At 42.7% G+C, this 15861-nt stretch carries 12 protein-coding genes; 7 read left to right on the top strand and 5 right to left on the bottom strand.

Features of this window, described 5'->3' with window-relative positions; genetic code table 11:
• Positions 1–788: 788 nt before the first annotated feature.
• Both fkpB and A6J60_RS10735 read left to right on the top strand, forming a co-directional pair.
• Positions 789–1298, top strand: a complete 510-nt coding sequence (fkpB, locus tag A6J60_RS10740; RefSeq protein ID WP_096065988.1) for an FKBP-type peptidyl-prolyl cis-trans isomerase — start codon at positions 789–791, stop codon at positions 1296–1298.
• Between the two features lie 228 nt (positions 1299–1526).
• Entirely contained in the window at positions 1527–2567 is a 1041-nt protein-coding gene (locus A6J60_RS10735; protein ID WP_096065987.1) for an NADP(H)-dependent aldo-keto reductase, read from the top strand.
• Between the two features lie 106 nt (positions 2568–2673).
• On the opposite strand, the gene A6J60_RS10730 is transcribed toward A6J60_RS10735, so the two are convergent.
• On the bottom strand, positions 2674–3591 hold the full coding sequence (locus tag A6J60_RS10730) for a lysophospholipid acyltransferase family protein (protein ID WP_096065986.1): 918 nt from the start codon (positions 3589–3591) through the stop codon (positions 2674–2676).
• A gap of 168 nt (positions 3592–3759) precedes the next feature.
• On the bottom strand, positions 3760–4572 hold the full coding sequence (locus A6J60_RS10725) for a lysophospholipid acyltransferase family protein (RefSeq protein ID WP_096065985.1): 813 nt from the start codon (positions 4570–4572) through the stop codon (positions 3760–3762).
• Between the two features lie 381 nt (positions 4573–4953).
• Between A6J60_RS10725 and hflX the strand changes: the two genes are divergently transcribed.
• From hflX to A6J60_RS10705, 4 genes are all read left to right on the top strand, one after another.
• A complete protein-coding gene (hflX, locus tag A6J60_RS10720; protein WP_096065984.1) occupies positions 4954–6393 on the top strand; it encodes a ribosome rescue GTPase HflX in 1440 nt (479 codons plus the stop codon).
• Between the two features lie 293 nt (positions 6394–6686).
• Complete coding sequence (locus tag A6J60_RS10715; protein ID WP_227526130.1) at positions 6687–7316, top strand: CidA/LrgA family protein; 630 nt, start codon at positions 6687–6689, stop codon at positions 7314–7316.
• Positions 7317–7331: 15 nt separating this feature from the next.
• Entirely contained in the window at positions 7332–8036 is a 705-nt protein-coding gene (locus tag A6J60_RS10710; RefSeq protein ID WP_096065983.1) for an LrgB family protein, read from the top strand.
• Positions 8037–8674: 638 nt separating this feature from the next.
• Complete coding sequence (locus A6J60_RS10705) at positions 8675–9526, top strand: lytic transglycosylase domain-containing protein (RefSeq protein ID WP_096065982.1); 852 nt, start codon at positions 8675–8677, stop codon at positions 9524–9526.
• Between the two features lie 234 nt (positions 9527–9760).
• Here the strand turns inward: A6J60_RS10705 and A6J60_RS10700 are convergent, their stop codons facing one another.
• The 3 genes from A6J60_RS10700 to A6J60_RS10690 all read right to left on the bottom strand — a co-directional run bounded on the left by A6J60_RS10700 (position 9761) and on the right by A6J60_RS10690 (position 13725).
• Positions 9761–10000 carry a DUF2789 domain-containing protein gene (locus A6J60_RS10700; RefSeq protein ID WP_096065981.1) on the bottom strand — a complete coding sequence of 80 codons (240 nt, stop codon included), beginning with the start codon at positions 9998–10000 and terminating at the stop codon, positions 9761–9763.
• A 256-nt stretch (positions 10001–10256) separates the two neighbouring features.
• Positions 10257–11240 carry a malate dehydrogenase gene (locus A6J60_RS10695; protein ID WP_096065980.1) on the bottom strand — a complete coding sequence of 328 codons (984 nt, stop codon included), beginning with the start codon at positions 11238–11240 and terminating at the stop codon, positions 10257–10259.
• A gap of 478 nt (positions 11241–11718) precedes the next feature.
• The gene (locus tag A6J60_RS10690) at positions 11719–13725 is read right to left on the bottom strand and encodes a lytic transglycosylase domain-containing protein (RefSeq protein WP_227526194.1); all 2007 of its coding nucleotides are present in this window, start codon (positions 13723–13725) and stop codon (positions 11719–11721) included.
• A gap of 645 nt (positions 13726–14370) precedes the next feature.
• Between A6J60_RS10690 and miaB the strand changes: the two genes are divergently transcribed.
• Entirely contained in the window at positions 14371–15858 is a 1488-nt protein-coding gene (miaB, locus tag A6J60_RS10685) for a tRNA (N6-isopentenyl adenosine(37)-C2)-methylthiotransferase MiaB (RefSeq protein WP_096065979.1), read from the top strand.
• Positions 15859–15861 lie beyond the last annotated feature (3 nt).

Raw genomic sequence — 15861 nt, 5'->3', positions numbered from 1 at the left:
CATCCTTCTCCCGTTTATTAAATACAAAAAAATGGGTCACTAAGCTTACCTGTGTGATCCAATTACATCATGGTTATCGCCTTGATTTGGCTCTCAATTCTTTATAAATCCATTCACGTGGAATCGACTTATATTCATCAAGAACAATCCAAGGTAATGAACGTATCAGTAATCAACCGCTCAATACGTAAGCCTACCCATTTTTCGGACACTATATTATATAGAATTTTTGCTAAATACTCAACCCCTAGCAGTACTGTCGAAAACCCTGCTTTGACTTGGTATTTAATGAGGTTATTCGCCATATTTAAATGGATGGCTCGATTGTGCTAAACAGCCTAATTCAAATGATTTTAGTCATTGATGAGCCAGTCTACTATCAGTTAGCTTAGTGCGTGACTTGTTTAAAGCAGTTGATGGTTTTAAGGGGATTATTACTCGTCATAAATAAGTAGTTTAATCGATTCATTGTGTTGCATTTATATTGAATTAAAGAGTTAGATAGACAGACAATCTATAACATTAAAACCATCATAATACCTTACTTGAAGTACAGCTAAGGTAGTTATTTGTACTGTCTATACTTACTCAAGCGCATCGTTATCCATATAACCTTTATGATAAACTAAGCGCCGAACTTTAATAACAGTATTCTTTAATAGCAGTATTAAAAGCAACAGTTGTCTATATAGCACCTCATTGATTAATTTCAAGTGCTATCTGTTCGCTTGAACTTACGACATTCTCATCAATAATAATTTTAACACCCATCAAAGTGAGCCCTACCCATGACAACCTCATCAACCTCAAATGATTTCGTCACTCCCAACCAAGATACCCGCATTACTCATGGCAGCCAAGTTGTGTTGCACTTTGAAGTGTCGTTAGAAAATGGTACCGTGATTGACTCGACCTTTAACCGCCCAGAACCGGTGAGCTTAACCATTGGTGATGAAAGCTTGCTACCTGGCTTTGAAAGTGTACTTAATAACTTACGTGCCGGCGATACTCGAACTGCCCATCTTGAGCCTGACCAAGCGTTTGGTGAATGGAATAAAGACAACGTGCAGACCTTCAGTCGCACTCAGTTTGCATTATCAGAGCCCAATCCTGAAGTGGGCATGATGATGGAATTTGAAGATAAAGGAAAAAATACCTTGCCAGGTGTCATCAGCAAAGTCACTGATGAAGAAGTTGAAGTCGACTTCAATCACCCACTGGCCGGACAGTCAGTACTGTTTAAAGTGCAAGTATTTAAGGTGACACCGCCAGGACAAACGGGCATTCAATTAATGTAGCTTTTATGAAGTGGCGTTTATAAAGTAGCTTTTAAAAAGTACTCTTATTCAATTGCTATTCAGTTACCGCTTCAACTGGTGTTTAAACATCAATCTTCACATTAGAGCTTAGCTTTAAATGATAGAACTTAGCAGCTTTAAAATATAAAACTCATCAAATTATAAAAAGCAGCTTATAAAAATTAACTTTTAAAAAATAGCTTATAAACAGTAATAAAGGACATGCTTATGCAATATACCACCTTGCCACAGCTTGACGAAAAAGTGTCTAAGATTTGTTTGGGCACCATGACTTGGGGTCAGCAAAACTCTGAAGCACAAGCTCATGAACAAATGGATTATGCGTTGTCAGAAGGCGTTAACTTTTGGGATACTGCTGAGATGTACCCTTCTCCGCCGGCTAAAGACAAGCAAGGCGATACCGAACGTTTTATCGGGACTTGGTTTGCGAAAAATAAACGCCGAGATGAGGTTGTGCTTGCCAGCAAGATATCACCAATGAGCTTTTTGCGTGAGGGCAATACTCGCTTTAACGCCAAGCACATCAGTGAAGCGCTTGATGGCAATCTAAAACGCTTGCAGACGGACTATATCGATGTGTATCAGCTGCATTGGCCTGAGCGTCAGACCAACTTCTTTAGCACCCGAGGTTATACCGAAGAGATGGCACAGCAAGACTTAAGCAGTCTTACTCCATTCTTGGAAACCATCGAGGCCCTTAATGATGAAATCAAAAATGGACGCATTAGAGCCTGGGGTCTATCCAATGATACCGCTTGGGGTGTGATGCGCTATTTGTGGGAAGCTGAGAAAAATGGCTTAAAAGGCCCTATTACGGTTCAAAACCCATATAGCCTGCTAAACCGTCTGTATGAAGTAGGCCTAGCTGAAGTATCACATCGCGAAAATGTGGGTTTACTCGCCTACTCACCTCTAGGCTTTGGGGTACTGTCGGGCAAATACTTAAACGGTAAGCAGCCTGAAGGCGCACGTCTTACCATGTATGACCGTTTCCAACGTTATATTAACGACGAAGCAAAGTCAGCCACTGAGCAATATGCTCAAATTGCAAAAGACGCCGGCTTAGATATGGCACAAATGGCATTGGCCTTCGTTAACAGCCGCTCATTTGTGACTGCTAATATCATTGGTGCTACCTCAATGGATCAGTTGAAGTCTAATATCGACAGCATCAATCTTGAGCTAAGCGATGATGTGTTACAGGCGATCGAAGCAGTACATACTAGACAACCTAACCCATCACCTTAAATTGCAACACTAAAAGTAGTACTAATAAAAAAGCCCTCAACGTGAGGGCTTTTTTTATATGACTCTAAACGTGTTTAAACACTCATCTTAGTAAACGATAAACGTTTTAGGCTGATGTTTTAGCAGACGATTGCGTTAGCACACGCTGTTTGAGTGAGTCTAGACCTTGCTGCATATGCTGTTGTAGCTCTTGGGTAAGCTCATCACGCGTCTTACCGGTGCTAGATAAAGGCTCTAAAGGCAGAATATAAGCGGTCACAGGATTGCTATCCATGACCGTTAAAAAGCTTTGCACAAACGTAGTATCTCCGACAAAAGGTATCTTGTCATCCATTTCACCCTTGTCATTAACATAACAAATCACAACCGGCTGTACTGGCTTATCAGCATCAATTGCCGCTTGCAGCAGCTTGCCATATAGCGACTTAATCTGAGTGCCATCAGTAGTCGTGCCCTCAGGATAGAAAAGAACCGAGTAGCCTTTTTTTAGAAACTCAGTAATTTGACCAGACACTTTGCCTGAATCACCAGAGCCGCGTTTGATAAATAATGAGCCACAAGCACGCGCTAAACGGCCAAACGCTGGCATCGCCTCAACTTCTGCCTTTGATAGGAAGAAGGCTGGCACCACACTACCCATCACTGGGATATCCATCCAAGACACATGGTTGCCTGCCCACAAGCCTTGCGTATCTGGCATTGGTTCTACTTCAACCACTTCAACGTTAAAGGCACTGGCCATTTTTCCACAAAATATTTTGTTATAACGCAAAACTTTGTCACGCTTAGGCTCATCGCCCCAACCGTCAATCTTGGTAATGGCACGATAGCCATTGACCATAGTGGTAGTCATACCTTTTAGTACTTGAGCACGGTTAAGCTGGGTAGTTACTGGTTTAGCCAAACGCGTTACAGGCTTGGGAATACGCTTCTTTAACGACTGTTTTAAAGCACCAGAGGTTGATTGGTTGTTAGTGCTTTGTTTGGTTTGGTTGCTGCCTGTCAATGGCGCATTGTCGGTCATAAAAATCCTTGGTTAAATCATTGCTGTATTAATGACATTAGCATAACTTATATCTGTGTTTACTGTATGCCAATTTTTATGACTTTTGCTAATAATTGTGTGACTAATCCTGCTAGCGTCTGTCTTTAGCTCTTCTTTATTCGCTGTTTTAGTTACTAATTAGCACACTTAACCTTTATTTAGCACTCGGCTATGCAGCTCCTCTAAGCCAGATTGCATACGCTGTTGCAACTCTTCGGTCAATTCAGATCGAGTCTTGCCTGTCGGTGATAACGGCTCTAAAGGCAGCACGTAAGCTTTGACTGGCAAATCACTATCAATCACTCTAAATAGACTTTCTTTTAGCGTAATGCCATAAAAAGGAACGGTTTCATCCAACTCGCCTTTTTCATTGACATAGCACACCACGATCGGCTGCACCGGCTTATCTGCATCAATGGCCGCCTGCAATAATTTACCATGTAGCTTCTTAATTCTTTTGCCATCCGTAGTGGTTGCTTCTGGATAGAATATTACCGAATAGCCTTGCTGCAAGAATCGTGAGATTTGGTTAGCAACGGTATCGGCATCACCTGAACCACGATTAATAAATAAGGTACCCGCCGCTTTGGCCAATACCCCAAATACTGGCATCTTTTCTACTTCCGCTTTGGATAAGAAGAATGCCGGTGACACAGAGCCCATAACAGGGATATCCATCCACGACACGTGATTTGATGCCCATAACGCGTGTGTTTTTGGTACCGGTTCGACCTGCACCACTTCGACACCAAAGGCACCTGCTGCACTTTTACAAAAGGCTTGGATGTATTTTGGCAAAATATCTCTAGGCGGTTCTTGCCACGCCCCGATCTTGGTTGCTGCACGATAGCCGCCAATCATGGTTTGTACCAGACCAGAAGCGACTTTGGTTCTTTTTATATTATGTTTGATACTCAAGTTATGCTTGATACGACGTGCAATATTTTGTTTTTGACTCATATAACTGCCTTCAGTGTATAGGTAGGTATGATTTGATATTTAAATTTATGGGTGTCGCGCAAAAGTATAGCAAAAAAACAATCCCAGTAACCAACTGTTCACTGGAATTTCTATTAAAAAGTGTTTTTAAGTCATTGGAGGCACTAGATTTGTATCCTTTTATAGTCTAGCCCTTTTAATTTGGCTTAAAAAGCACCATTATTAACAACAGTAGCATCTTAAGTGAATCGACATAAAATGAACGAGTAGAGACTAAATAATCATATTGTCTCCTCTTAAACGCATGCAACTTTAATCAGGATCGACCTAGCATTCATAAAAATAATGCAACACACAGTAGATCCAATGAACAAATTAATAACGAAAAATAGGTGAATATTTTTGGAGTATTTTGAGCGACATAAAGGTGGCGAACGTGCCATCTTAGTACATTTAGACATTAGACAGATTTCTGACCCCGATGATTTAGAAGAATTTAAGCTATTGGTAGACTCAGCTGGCGCCCAACAGCTTGCTGTCATTACAGGCTCTAGGCTAAAGCCAGATGCCAAATATTTTGTGGGTAGTGGTAAAGCGCAAGAAATTGCAGAACAAGTTCAAGCTTTAGACGCTGATATCGTCATTTTTGACCACAGCCTATCGCCGTCACAGCAGCGTAACTTAGAGGCCATTTGCCAGTGTCGTGTGCTTGACCGTACCGGGCTGATTTTGGATATTTTCGCCCAACGCGCGCGTACCTACGAAGGTAAGCTGCAAGTCGAGTTGGCACAGTTAAACCACTTAGCCACTCGCCTGGTTCGAGGTTGGACTCACTTGGAACGTCAAAAAGGTGGTATTGGTTTACGTGGTCCAGGTGAGACTCAGCTTGAGACCGATAGACGTTTGCTACAGATTCGTGTCAATCAGCTAAAATCACGTCTTGATAAAGTGAAGCAAACCCGTGCGCAAGGCCGTGCCAAACGTCAAAAGTCAGACGTATTGACCGTGTCATTGGTTGGCTATACCAACGCCGGTAAGTCATCACTGTTTAACCGTTTGGTTGATGAGAATATCTATGCCGCTGACCAACTGTTCGCAACCCTAGATCCGACCTTAAGACGTCTGGATTGGCAAGGTGTGGGACGCGTGGTATTGGTCGATACGGTTGGTTTCGTACGTCACTTACCGCACGAATTGGTTGAATCGTTTCACGCCACATTAGAAGAGACGCTAGAGGCTGATCTGCTATTACACGTGATTGACTCGTCAAGTCCAGACATGCATGAGCAAATCACCGCGGTTAAGCAAGTGTTGGCTCAGATTAATAACGACGTGCCAGTGCTTAATGTTTATAACAAAATTGATTTGACCGGTGAGCCGGCTCGCATTAAGTACAGCGAACCCAATGTACCTAGCCGTGTTTATGTCTCTGCCAAAGAAGATTTGGGTATGAGCATGCTTCATACCGCGGTGCAGCAGCTGCTAACTGGTAAGCTAAATACCTTTGAGTTGACCCTACCCTTTGATGCTGGCTATCTCAAAAACGAGCTGTATCGTTTGGATGTAGTTGAGCAAGAAAGCTATGACGAGATGGGTCATGAGGTGCTAACCTTAAGACTGCCTGCTGATAAGCTACAGCAGCTTTTGGGTCAAGCCAATATCGACCCACTTGAGGTATTAGCAAAAGAACAAGCTGATTTGGTCATTACCCAGCTTGAGCCTTTTGAGAAAGAAATTCAGGCCGAGGCTGATAAGCTCGCTCAGTCTTCATCGGATGACAGTGATATTGATGCTGATTATGATTATGATAGCTATGATGACTCTGAGCAGCAGCCAAAATAGGAATTGTGATACCTGCTATATAACTGTCTAGAACTTAAAGCAATCAAAAAAAGCAGACCGAGTATCGGTCTGCTTTTTTTATCGCGTATCGTTTATGTCTACTGCCATAAATTGAAAAAATACCCACTATTCGTTTGGCTCTATCTATTGCTATGCTTAGCACGTCCTACTATTATAATAACTGCCTTGTTACCCCACACTCATTCATTAAACGATTATTTATGAATAAAGACTGCCGTTTTCATTGAAAGCTGTCGATTGTTCATTATCCATAGTGCAATCAAGGATGAATTATGACAACTTTTACCGACAAAGCACCTTCTGCAGCGACCAATACGTCTGCTATGGCAGAGGTAGACAGTCGCCAAGACACGTCGCAATCTACTGAAGCGACCCAGGCGACAACCAACTCTAGCTCCGCTACTCAGCACTCACCAAAAAAACCACTACCGCTGCCTATTGCAATATTGCTAACTCTGGCATTGGTAATTTTTATTCGTGAAGGTGCAGTATTCGTCTGTCAGGCTGTCGGTTATGCCAGTGCGGCCAATATTGTCGGTATGATTTCCTTTTTTATTATCCTGATGCTTTGGCGATTTACTTTAGGACTGCCTGAGTGGCTGACTCAAGCCAGTAATACCTTATTGGTCGATAGTGGCTTTGCATTCTTGCCGGTATCTGCAGGTGCCGGTCTATTAATCTTTGCCTTAGGTGATGAGCTTTGGGGCATTATCATTACCATGGTGGTCAGCACCCTGTTACCGTTGTGGGCATTAGCAAAACTGGCCAATGCTTGGCTAGGCGGCTCTAATGATCCTGACGATGCTGATAGTCAGCACTTGCACTCAAAGGCTGATCAGAGTATTAAGCAAAAGGTTATGCACGACAATACTCAGACCACATCTTCTGATAACACACGTTAAGAGGGGCAGCAGGTTATGGATTTATTACAGCAAATGCCAGTTGGCACCACTTACTTCACTATTATTGCTGCCTTTATGCTGACTTTGGTTGCACACGTGATTGCCCGTGTGTTGGCCAAACGCATCCAAGGCTTGCCGATGGTGATTACTGCCTTAATGTTGGTATTGACCTTTTTATTCTTGTTTAGCTGGGACTATGACCACTATTATGCAGTCGCCAAACCTATTTTTGATCACTTGCTTGGCTACGTGACAGTGCTATTGGCCATTCCATTAGCCACTATGAATTTTAAGGGCTTGCCTCTTAAGAAGCTAACCATCATTGTTATTATAGCCAGCGTGGTGGGCGCATTATTACCGATGGGCATGGCCTATGGATTCTCCTTAAGTCACGACAGTATTTTGGCGTTTGCCACTCGCTCAGTCACCACACCTATTGGCCTGAGTGTCGCCGAGATTATTAAAGCGCCTTTGGCCTTGGCTAACTTGATTATTATTGTATCTGGGTTATTAGGTGGCGCGGTCGCTAGAGTATTGTTTCGTAATGTTGAAGACGATAGAGCCAAAGGCTTAGCACTGGGATTAGCCGCTCACGCCTTTGGTACAGTTGAGGCGTGGCAGATTAGTCACACTGCAGGACGTTACGCAGCTTTTGGATTGGCCGTTAATGGTTTGGTCACTGCGGTTTGGGTACCGATATTTTTGGCCGCCATACTCTAACTCTAAGCGATTTTGTTTATAGCGGTTCTATGGTTGTTATCCATAAACTTTATTACTCATCAATTAGTCTTGTTTAATCCGTTTGATGATAGCCGGCGTTTGTCAAAATGCTTTAATCATTTGGCAGACGCCCTAATTTCATGCTAGTTTTATGGTTATATGCTTCTTATGCTGTTTACTTGTACTATTTAGTTGTTACGCCCCTTACCCTTGCTTCTCACGCCCGCCTGTTTAATGTTTCTTAATCTTTCTGTACTGCTGTTAATACGCTAACAAAGCCACTAAACATTAGATATAGACTTCCATTAGTGCTATATTAAGCGCTGGCTTTGCGGCAATCGCTAAGCACTGAATACCTATTACGCATAAATGGTGCTCTCAACTAATGCACCAAATTATAAATATAATCCTCTATAAAGTAAGCTGATATCAGTCTCAATAATCCATCAAAATTATTGACTGTATGCGCTATAATTTGTCATATAAAGTGCTTACCATCATGCTTACTACTTAAGTCAAACTAATCTACATTAATACAAGCCACATCATTGTTATAGCTTGGCTGTATTTGTTTTAGATTTGGCTTAATACATTATAAAAATTCTGTTTTAAAACTGTTTTAAAAAAAGTGAAAAGATATGTCTAACTTGTTAAATAAAGTCCTACTCCGCTCAGCAAGCTTATGCTCAGCGACTCTGGTTGTTAGCACTGCCGTTGCATCAATAAGCATGCTTACTGCACAGGCTGCTGGGAATATGTACATCTATAAAGATGACTCAGGACAGGTACTACTTACCAATGTTAAGCCTTCTGGCAACTTTGATAAATATAGTAAAAAGGTAAAAGTTACCTACTATCCCAACACCGGCTCTGAACAAGAAGCACGTAATAACAAGACCCTACCTAAGCTAAATCCACCAAGCTACTACAGCAATCAAGAGCCCGTTTATCCAGGCGCTAGCTATTCAAATCAAATGATTGGCGCAAGCAATCACACTTATGACCACTATATCTTGGCCTCTGCCAACCGTCATGGTGTTGATCCTGGCCTACTAAAAGCAATGATGCATACTGAATCAGGATTTAATCCTAATGCGCGCTCACCAGTTGGTGCGCAAGGATTAATGCAGCTAATGCCAGCCACTGCCCGTCGCTTTAAAGTGTCAAATGCTTGGAATCCTTCTGAAAACATCGAAGGGGCTGCTAAGTATGTCGCGTGGCTATCTAAGCGCTTTAATGGCAAAACAGAACATATTCTTGCTGGCTATAACGCTGGTGAAGGTAATGTGGACAAATACGGCGGTATCCCTCCGTTTAAAGAAACACGCAACTATGTTAAACGCGTGTTAGACCGCTATAACAGCTTATATAGAAATAGCCAAACCCTGACAGCCAGCTATAACAATGCCAACATCCCATCTTTTGCGACGACCAGTAATGGCTATTCGCAAGAAGCGTTTGATATTTTGCGCCAAAGATCAGCAAACTAATAGCTCAAACACTCTAAGATTTGCATAAACTAATTAGCATCAACTAAAAAAAGCGAAGCCCTCACATGAGGGCTTCGCTTTTTTATTAGCTAGTTATTTTAATGAGCAGGTTAGATAATTGGGTACAAACTACAAGAGTTACTTCACGATTCGCATATTCAACTAACTCTCACTAGTGACCAGCTGTCTCACAATCTAAACCAGCCAATTCTACAATCGATTCAACTAAACCTACTAAGCAGATTCGTGTAAACGTGCGTTTAGCTCATCAATTACTTCAACCCACACCGCATCAAGCTTCCACTCTTCTTGTAAGAAGGCACGCTGTGAATCATTCCAAAAATCTGCTTCTACAAGATTATCATCTTGGCCAAGCTTATGCTCGCTGATGAATTGTTCAATCGCTTCATCAGAGCTGTCTAAGCCTAACTGAGCAAATAGGTCATTCATTGTGTATTCTGGTTCGCCTAACATACTGGTCTCCTCAAAAATTTATTGTTTTCAGTATTATTACTTTTAAATTCAGCTGATTGCTTTTAAATCTATCTTTTCAATTCACATCTAAATTGTAGCAAATAGCGAGTGTGATACTGTGCATTTACTATTGAAAAGCTTTACGTTTATGTTAACAACTCACCTAATTATGCGCACACCACCACAAACTAATTGCATAAAAAAAGCCTACAAATTTGCAGGCTTTTTTATTACTTATGATTCAGAGAAATTACTACTATGGAAGTAAGTGCTCTACTGCATCACGCTCTTCGCTAAGCTCTTGCTCAGTGGCTTTCATTTTCTCTTGTGAGAAAGCTGAAGAAGTGTCTAAGCCTTCAACAATTTTCCAATCGCCATTACTGCAAGTACATGGGAAAGAGTAGATTAAGCCTTTAGCGATACCGTACTCACCTTGTGAGTAAACGCCCATAGATACCCAATCGTTCTCGTCAGAACCAAGTGCCCAAGTGCGCATGTGAGCGATTGCTGCGTTAGCTGCAGAAGCTGCTGATGACGCACCACGTGCTTCAATGATAGCTGCGCCACGTTTTTGTACGCTTGGGATGTAAGTGTTTTCGTACCAGTTACGATCAACTTGGTCTAAAGCAGGCTTACCGTTAACAGTACACTCGGTTAGATCTGGGTACTGAGTTGAAGAGTGGTTACCCCAAATGATCATTTTCTTAACGTCATTTACAGTGCTGTTAGTCTCTTCAGCAAGCTGAGCCATACCACGGTTGTGGTCTAGACGAGTCATAGCTGTGAAGTTACGTGGGTCTAGATCTGGTGCATTACGCTGAGCGATTAATGCGTTAGTGTTTGCTGGGTTACCAACAACCAATACTTTCACATCACGGCTAGCAACTTCGTTTAATGCTTTACCTTGAGCTGAGAAGATAGTCGCGTTAGCTTCAAGTAGATCTTTACGCTCCATACCTGGGCCACGAGGACGCGCACCAACTAGTAATGCGTAGTCAGCATCTTTAAATGCAACGTTTGCATCATCAGTTTGAACAACACCCGCTAATAGTGGGAATGCACAATCTTCAAGCTCCATAACAACGCCTTTTAGCGCGTCAAGTGCTGGTGTGATTTCTAAAAGCTGTAGAATAACAGGCTGATCTTTACCTAGCATTTCGCCTGAGGCAATACGAAACAGCATGGCATAACTAATATTACCAGCAGCACCAGTAACGGCAACGCGAACGGGTTGTTTCATGTAATTCTCCTAGTGTATTTTTGAGGTTTTTACCTTGAGGTTATGACAGGCTTGCCATCTTAAAGTAAATATTATTCAGTTCATTGTTATCATAACTGTTTTGCTGCGACAGTGCTTTTTCTATAACCCTAAAAGCTTTTTTAACTGTCTATCAACAAATCATATCATCTAACGTCATCAGCAAGCTGAGTTATTTGTATTATTGAATACGGGCTCAGTTATTAACACTTAAAACTTTTTAAAACCAAAAATGCTGACTTTTAAACGCGGTAAAAGTTTAGCACCTTTCAAATTATTGCTCAAACCTAATTATGTCTTAGTTTAATTTATGTTGTATTGCATAGTAGAAACAATTCAGCATTAAATACTCATGCTACCTATTCCTTATGCTGCCTATGCAAATCAAAAGTTACTGTGCGCCCTAGCCTTAGCTTTAACACACAGTAATAAATCTAATTAATCGTACAGCAACCAACTACTACTGGTAGCTGGCCGGTACAGCGGTCATGCGCTGAGATAACGACATTGGCGAGCCTAACAAGCTACTATAAATGGTCGCATTTTCCATCACACGCTTAACATAGTCACGAGTTTCAGGATAGTTGATGGTCTCAACATACTGATCTGCGTCTAATGTGCCGTAAGGCGGCTGCCAACGCTTCGCTTTGTTTGGTCCAGCGTTATAGCCTGCGGTTGCAACAACAGGATGGTTGTGCAGCTTGCCCATAATATCACTCATGTACCACGTACCGTAGCGGATATTGGTATCACCACTGTTGGCGCGGCTGGCGCTATAGCTTTCGCCTAAATTGCGGGCAATATATTTAGCAGTGTCTGGCATGATTTGCATCAGACCACTAGCGCCGACACCAGAACGTGCTGAGCTTACAAAGCGGCTTTCTTGACGCATAATACCGTACGCCCAAGCTGGATCGATACCCACTTGACGACTGTAGCTCACCACTTGATTTTGATGTGGCATTGGGTGCGATAAGCTAAAGATTTCAAGATTGTCTGCAATGTTAATAGCATAAATCGAGCGATCTAACCAACCCAAATCATGCGCATACTTAGAGGCGGCAACGACCATTTTTTCATCATTATTCGCCAATGCTCTTTGTACCGCCCAGTTCCACTCACGGTTGGCATAGGCACGGCTGGCATCCGCGTTATATAGGGCAAAGGCACGCGCAAAGCTTGGGTTATTCAGCATACGTGCAGTATCGCCACTTGAGACACGTGGCAAACTGCTGCTACTGCTGGCGCTAAAACGCTGACCCAATTTGTCTTTTGCTAATAAGCCATAATAGTCATTGTGTCTGGCCAACTGCTGATAAATCTGTCGTGACAAGCCTTTTTCACTGCTGCTGCCCGCTTGCTCATAGGCGCGCGCCAGCCAGTATTGCCACATATTTTCTTGTTGGGTTGTATTGTGCATACCCCCAATGGCGGTGATTAGATCGCGCCACTGATTGAAGCGAATAGCCACTTTGGCATACTCTTCAGCTTCTTCATCACTATAGCTTTGACCCGCACTGTTACGGAACCAGTTCAGCGCATCTTGGCTGTAGCCATCATCAGTATTGAAATATACTCGGCGCATGGCCAGCATACGATATGCATATTGGCGGGTGTCATCACTGATTAGTTTTTGACCACGGCTATCGGTCAAGTTGATGTCATAGCCTAACTGAACCGCACCTTCGCTATAAGATTTGTTGATAATACGGCCCAAGGCATAAAGATATAAGTACTGGTTTTTGACACTATAAGGCTCACGGCTAAAGCGGGTGATAAAGCCTGAAGGATTAGACTGAATTTCACTTAGCTCGCTATAAGAGATTGGTGTGCCCAGAGTTTGTGATAGCGCCATAATATCGCCCGTATTGCCATCACGCAGCATACGCATCAGACGCGCTTTACGGTCTGTATTGCTGATCATAGGATTGTTGTTCATCTCCATTGCCAGCTGGCTACACAGTGCCGGAAGATCTTTTGTCGCAGCTAGCCATACCATCGGCTTTAACGCAATCGCTCGCATCGCATCACCGCCATTGTTATAGCCAAGTGCAACCGCACACTTCTCGCTGTCATCGGCATTGATAATATAGCTGGCTACCTGTCTGACCGCACCATAGTCGCCCGATTGAGCTTTGGTCTCAGCATAGTCAGCGGTTAGCTTCTCGGCCATCACACTGCCTTTATACTGATTGGCAAACTGGATAACCACTGACGGATTTAAGGTTGAGATGTCATTATTTAGACGCCAGTAGGCAGGATACATGGAGAATAGACCGCCATTCATCATCTGCTCATACTGATATAAAGCGCTTGAGTCACGACGCTCACCGGCTGAGTAAGCCTCCATAAAATAGTTAACACTGGTGTCGTTGGCATAGTTTGAGCTGTTGTCTTGAAAAGACAGTTGCGCGCAGGCAATCTGGGTCAAGCCAAGCACACCAAGAATACCAGTTGCTAGCGCCATCTTAGTGCCGGCAACCACACCGGTCTTCGCAAGTCCTTGCGCCACCGAATTCTGGGTTAATCGTGTCTGCCTTGTCTGCTTTGTTGCGGTTTTACTCATATGAGGATGGGTGTTGTTTGTCATAAATACGGTCTTATTATAGTCACGCTGATGTCCGATTAATCTGGCTGTAAATAAGCCTACTTGAATAAATACAAGCATGACTAAATACAATACCGCTCAATCAAACGTGGCGTAGATGTGGTTAAATTAAAAAGTGAACAATAAATGAAAGCGAATGGTTAATAATCAATAGTTAACACTATCTGTAAAATACAGCAGTGTCCGTTATTTGTTATAAATGATTTAAGCTTAAGATTATAAATGAATGCTTATCCTAATTGTAGATTATAGGCAACAACCTAAACGAACCCAAAATGCTTTATGTAAGCTGATGTTGCAGCATCACATACAATGTGACAATAAGCACCACATAGCAAAGCTTATGATATAATAGCCGCCATAACTCAGCCACCATCGTTCTTTGTTTATTCTTACATAAATGACTGACTGTTTGAATGACACACGGTTAGCGTTTTATCCATACACCCCTATCGTTATCACTACCTTAAACATTTTTCAATACACAACCTTGGACTGCTTAATATGAGTGCTATTATATTTGACCCAAAGACTATCCAAAACCCAGATGAGCAAGCGACAAACTTAGCCAATAGCCTGAGTGAGGATAGTAGCAACCAAGCAAGCCAACCCACTGGTCTACCGAAAAAGAAAGTATTTATTGCCACCCAAGGCTGTCAGATGAACGTCTATGACTCGGAAAAGATGGGCAACGTGTTGGGTGAATCTCACGATATGATTGTCACCGATAATATCGAAGAGGCGGATGTGCTGCTCATGAATACTTGCTCTATTCGTGAAAAAGCACAAGAAAAAGTGTTTTCTGAATTAGGACGCTGGCGCAAACTAAAAGAAGATAACCCAGACTTAGTTATTGGCGTTGGCGGCTGTGTGGCGTCGCAAGAAGGCGACAATATTCAAAAACGTGCGCCTTATGTGGACATGGTATTCGGTCCGCAAACTTTACACCGTTTGCCAGAGCTATATGACAAATCAACTTCGCAAAAACAAGTTAAGCCTAAAGACCGTATCGGTACAGTTGACGTCTCTTTTCCAAGTATTGAGAAATTTGACTTCTTACCAGAGCCCAAAGTCGAAGGCTACCGTGCCTTTGTCTCAATCATGGAAGGCTGCTCTAAGTACTGCTCGTTCTGCGTCGTGCCTTACACCCGTGGCGAAGAGTTATCACGCCCACTAGATGATGTACTGGCCGAAGTGGATAGCCTAGCCGAACAAGGGGTACGTGAGATTACCTTATTGGGTCAAAACGTCAACGGCTATCGTGGTGAAAAAGACGATGGCAGCATTTGCCGCTTTGCAGAGCTGCTGCATTATGTGGCGCACGTCGATGGTATCGAGCGTATCCGTTATACCACCAGTCATCCGCTAGAGTTCACTGATGACATAATTGACGCTTACGCCAAGCTACCACAACTGGTATCACACCTACACTTACCGGTACAAAGTGGCTCAAATAAAATCTTGGCTGCTATGAAACGTAACCACACCATAGACGTCTATATCAATCAGATTAAAAAGCTGATGGCGGTACGTCCTGATATGCACTTATCGAGTGACTTTATCATTGGCTTCCCAGGTGAAACCGAAGAAGACTTTTTAGACACATTAAATCTGGCCAAAGACCTAGATTTTGACCACTCTTATAGCTTCATCTACTCTAAACGTCCTGGTACGCCAGCTGCGGAACTGCCTGATGATGTGAGTCTTGCAACTAAAAAAGAGCGCTTGGCCATCTTCCAACAAGTCATCCGTGAGTCAACGCTGAAAAAGACTGAGCAAATGGTTGGCCAAACCTTACGCGTGATGGTTGAAGAAGTAGCAGACCGCTATCCAGATCAATTATTGGGTACTGCTGACAACACCCGCTCAGTATTATTCAAAGCCACTGAAGCGCAGAAATCAGAGCTGATGGGTAAATTTGTGACGGTTCATATTACGGATTATGTAAGCCCGCATATGGTGCGTGGTGAATTGGTTGAGGTATTAGACTAGTCT

This window comes from Psychrobacter sp. FDAARGOS_221 (assembly GCF_002313155.2).
GTDB lineage: Bacteria > Pseudomonadota > Gammaproteobacteria > Pseudomonadales > Moraxellaceae > Psychrobacter.
Note: the sequence above shows the minus strand (reverse complement) of the source record. Positions and strands in the feature narration are given on the sequence as shown.

What these genes read in the sequence shown, in the direction of transcription:
- fkpB (WP_096065988.1), top strand. Translation starts at nt 789, where the DNA reads ATGACAACCTCATCAACCTCAAATGATTTCGTCACTCCCAACCAAGAT.
- A6J60_RS10735 (WP_096065987.1), top strand. Translation starts at nt 1,527, where the DNA reads ATGCAATATACCACCTTGCCACAGCTTGACGAAAAAGTGTCTAAGATT.
- A6J60_RS10730 (WP_096065986.1), bottom strand. Translation starts at nt 3,591, where the DNA reads ATGACCGACAATGCGCCATTGACAGGCAGCAACCAAACCAAACAAAGC.
- A6J60_RS10725 (WP_096065985.1), bottom strand. Translation starts at nt 4,572, where the DNA reads ATGAGTCAAAAACAAAATATTGCACGTCGTATCAAGCATAACTTGAGT.
- A6J60_RS10715 (WP_227526130.1), top strand. Translation starts at nt 6,687, where the DNA reads ATGACAACTTTTACCGACAAAGCACCTTCTGCAGCGACCAATACGTCT.
- A6J60_RS10710 (WP_096065983.1), top strand. Translation starts at nt 7,332, where the DNA reads ATGGATTTATTACAGCAAATGCCAGTTGGCACCACTTACTTCACTATT.
- A6J60_RS10705 (WP_096065982.1), top strand. Translation starts at nt 8,675, where the DNA reads ATGTCTAACTTGTTAAATAAAGTCCTACTCCGCTCAGCAAGCTTATGC.
- A6J60_RS10700 (WP_096065981.1), bottom strand. Translation starts at nt 10,000, where the DNA reads ATGTTAGGCGAACCAGAATACACAATGAATGACCTATTTGCTCAGTTA.
- A6J60_RS10695 (WP_096065980.1), bottom strand. Translation starts at nt 11,240, where the DNA reads ATGAAACAACCCGTTCGCGTTGCCGTTACTGGTGCTGCTGGTAATATT.
- A6J60_RS10690 (WP_227526194.1), bottom strand. Translation starts at nt 13,725, where the DNA reads ATGGCGCTAGCAACTGGTATTCTTGGTGTGCTTGGCTTGACCCAGATT.
- miaB (WP_096065979.1), top strand. Translation starts at nt 14,371, where the DNA reads ATGAGTGCTATTATATTTGACCCAAAGACTATCCAAAACCCAGATGAG.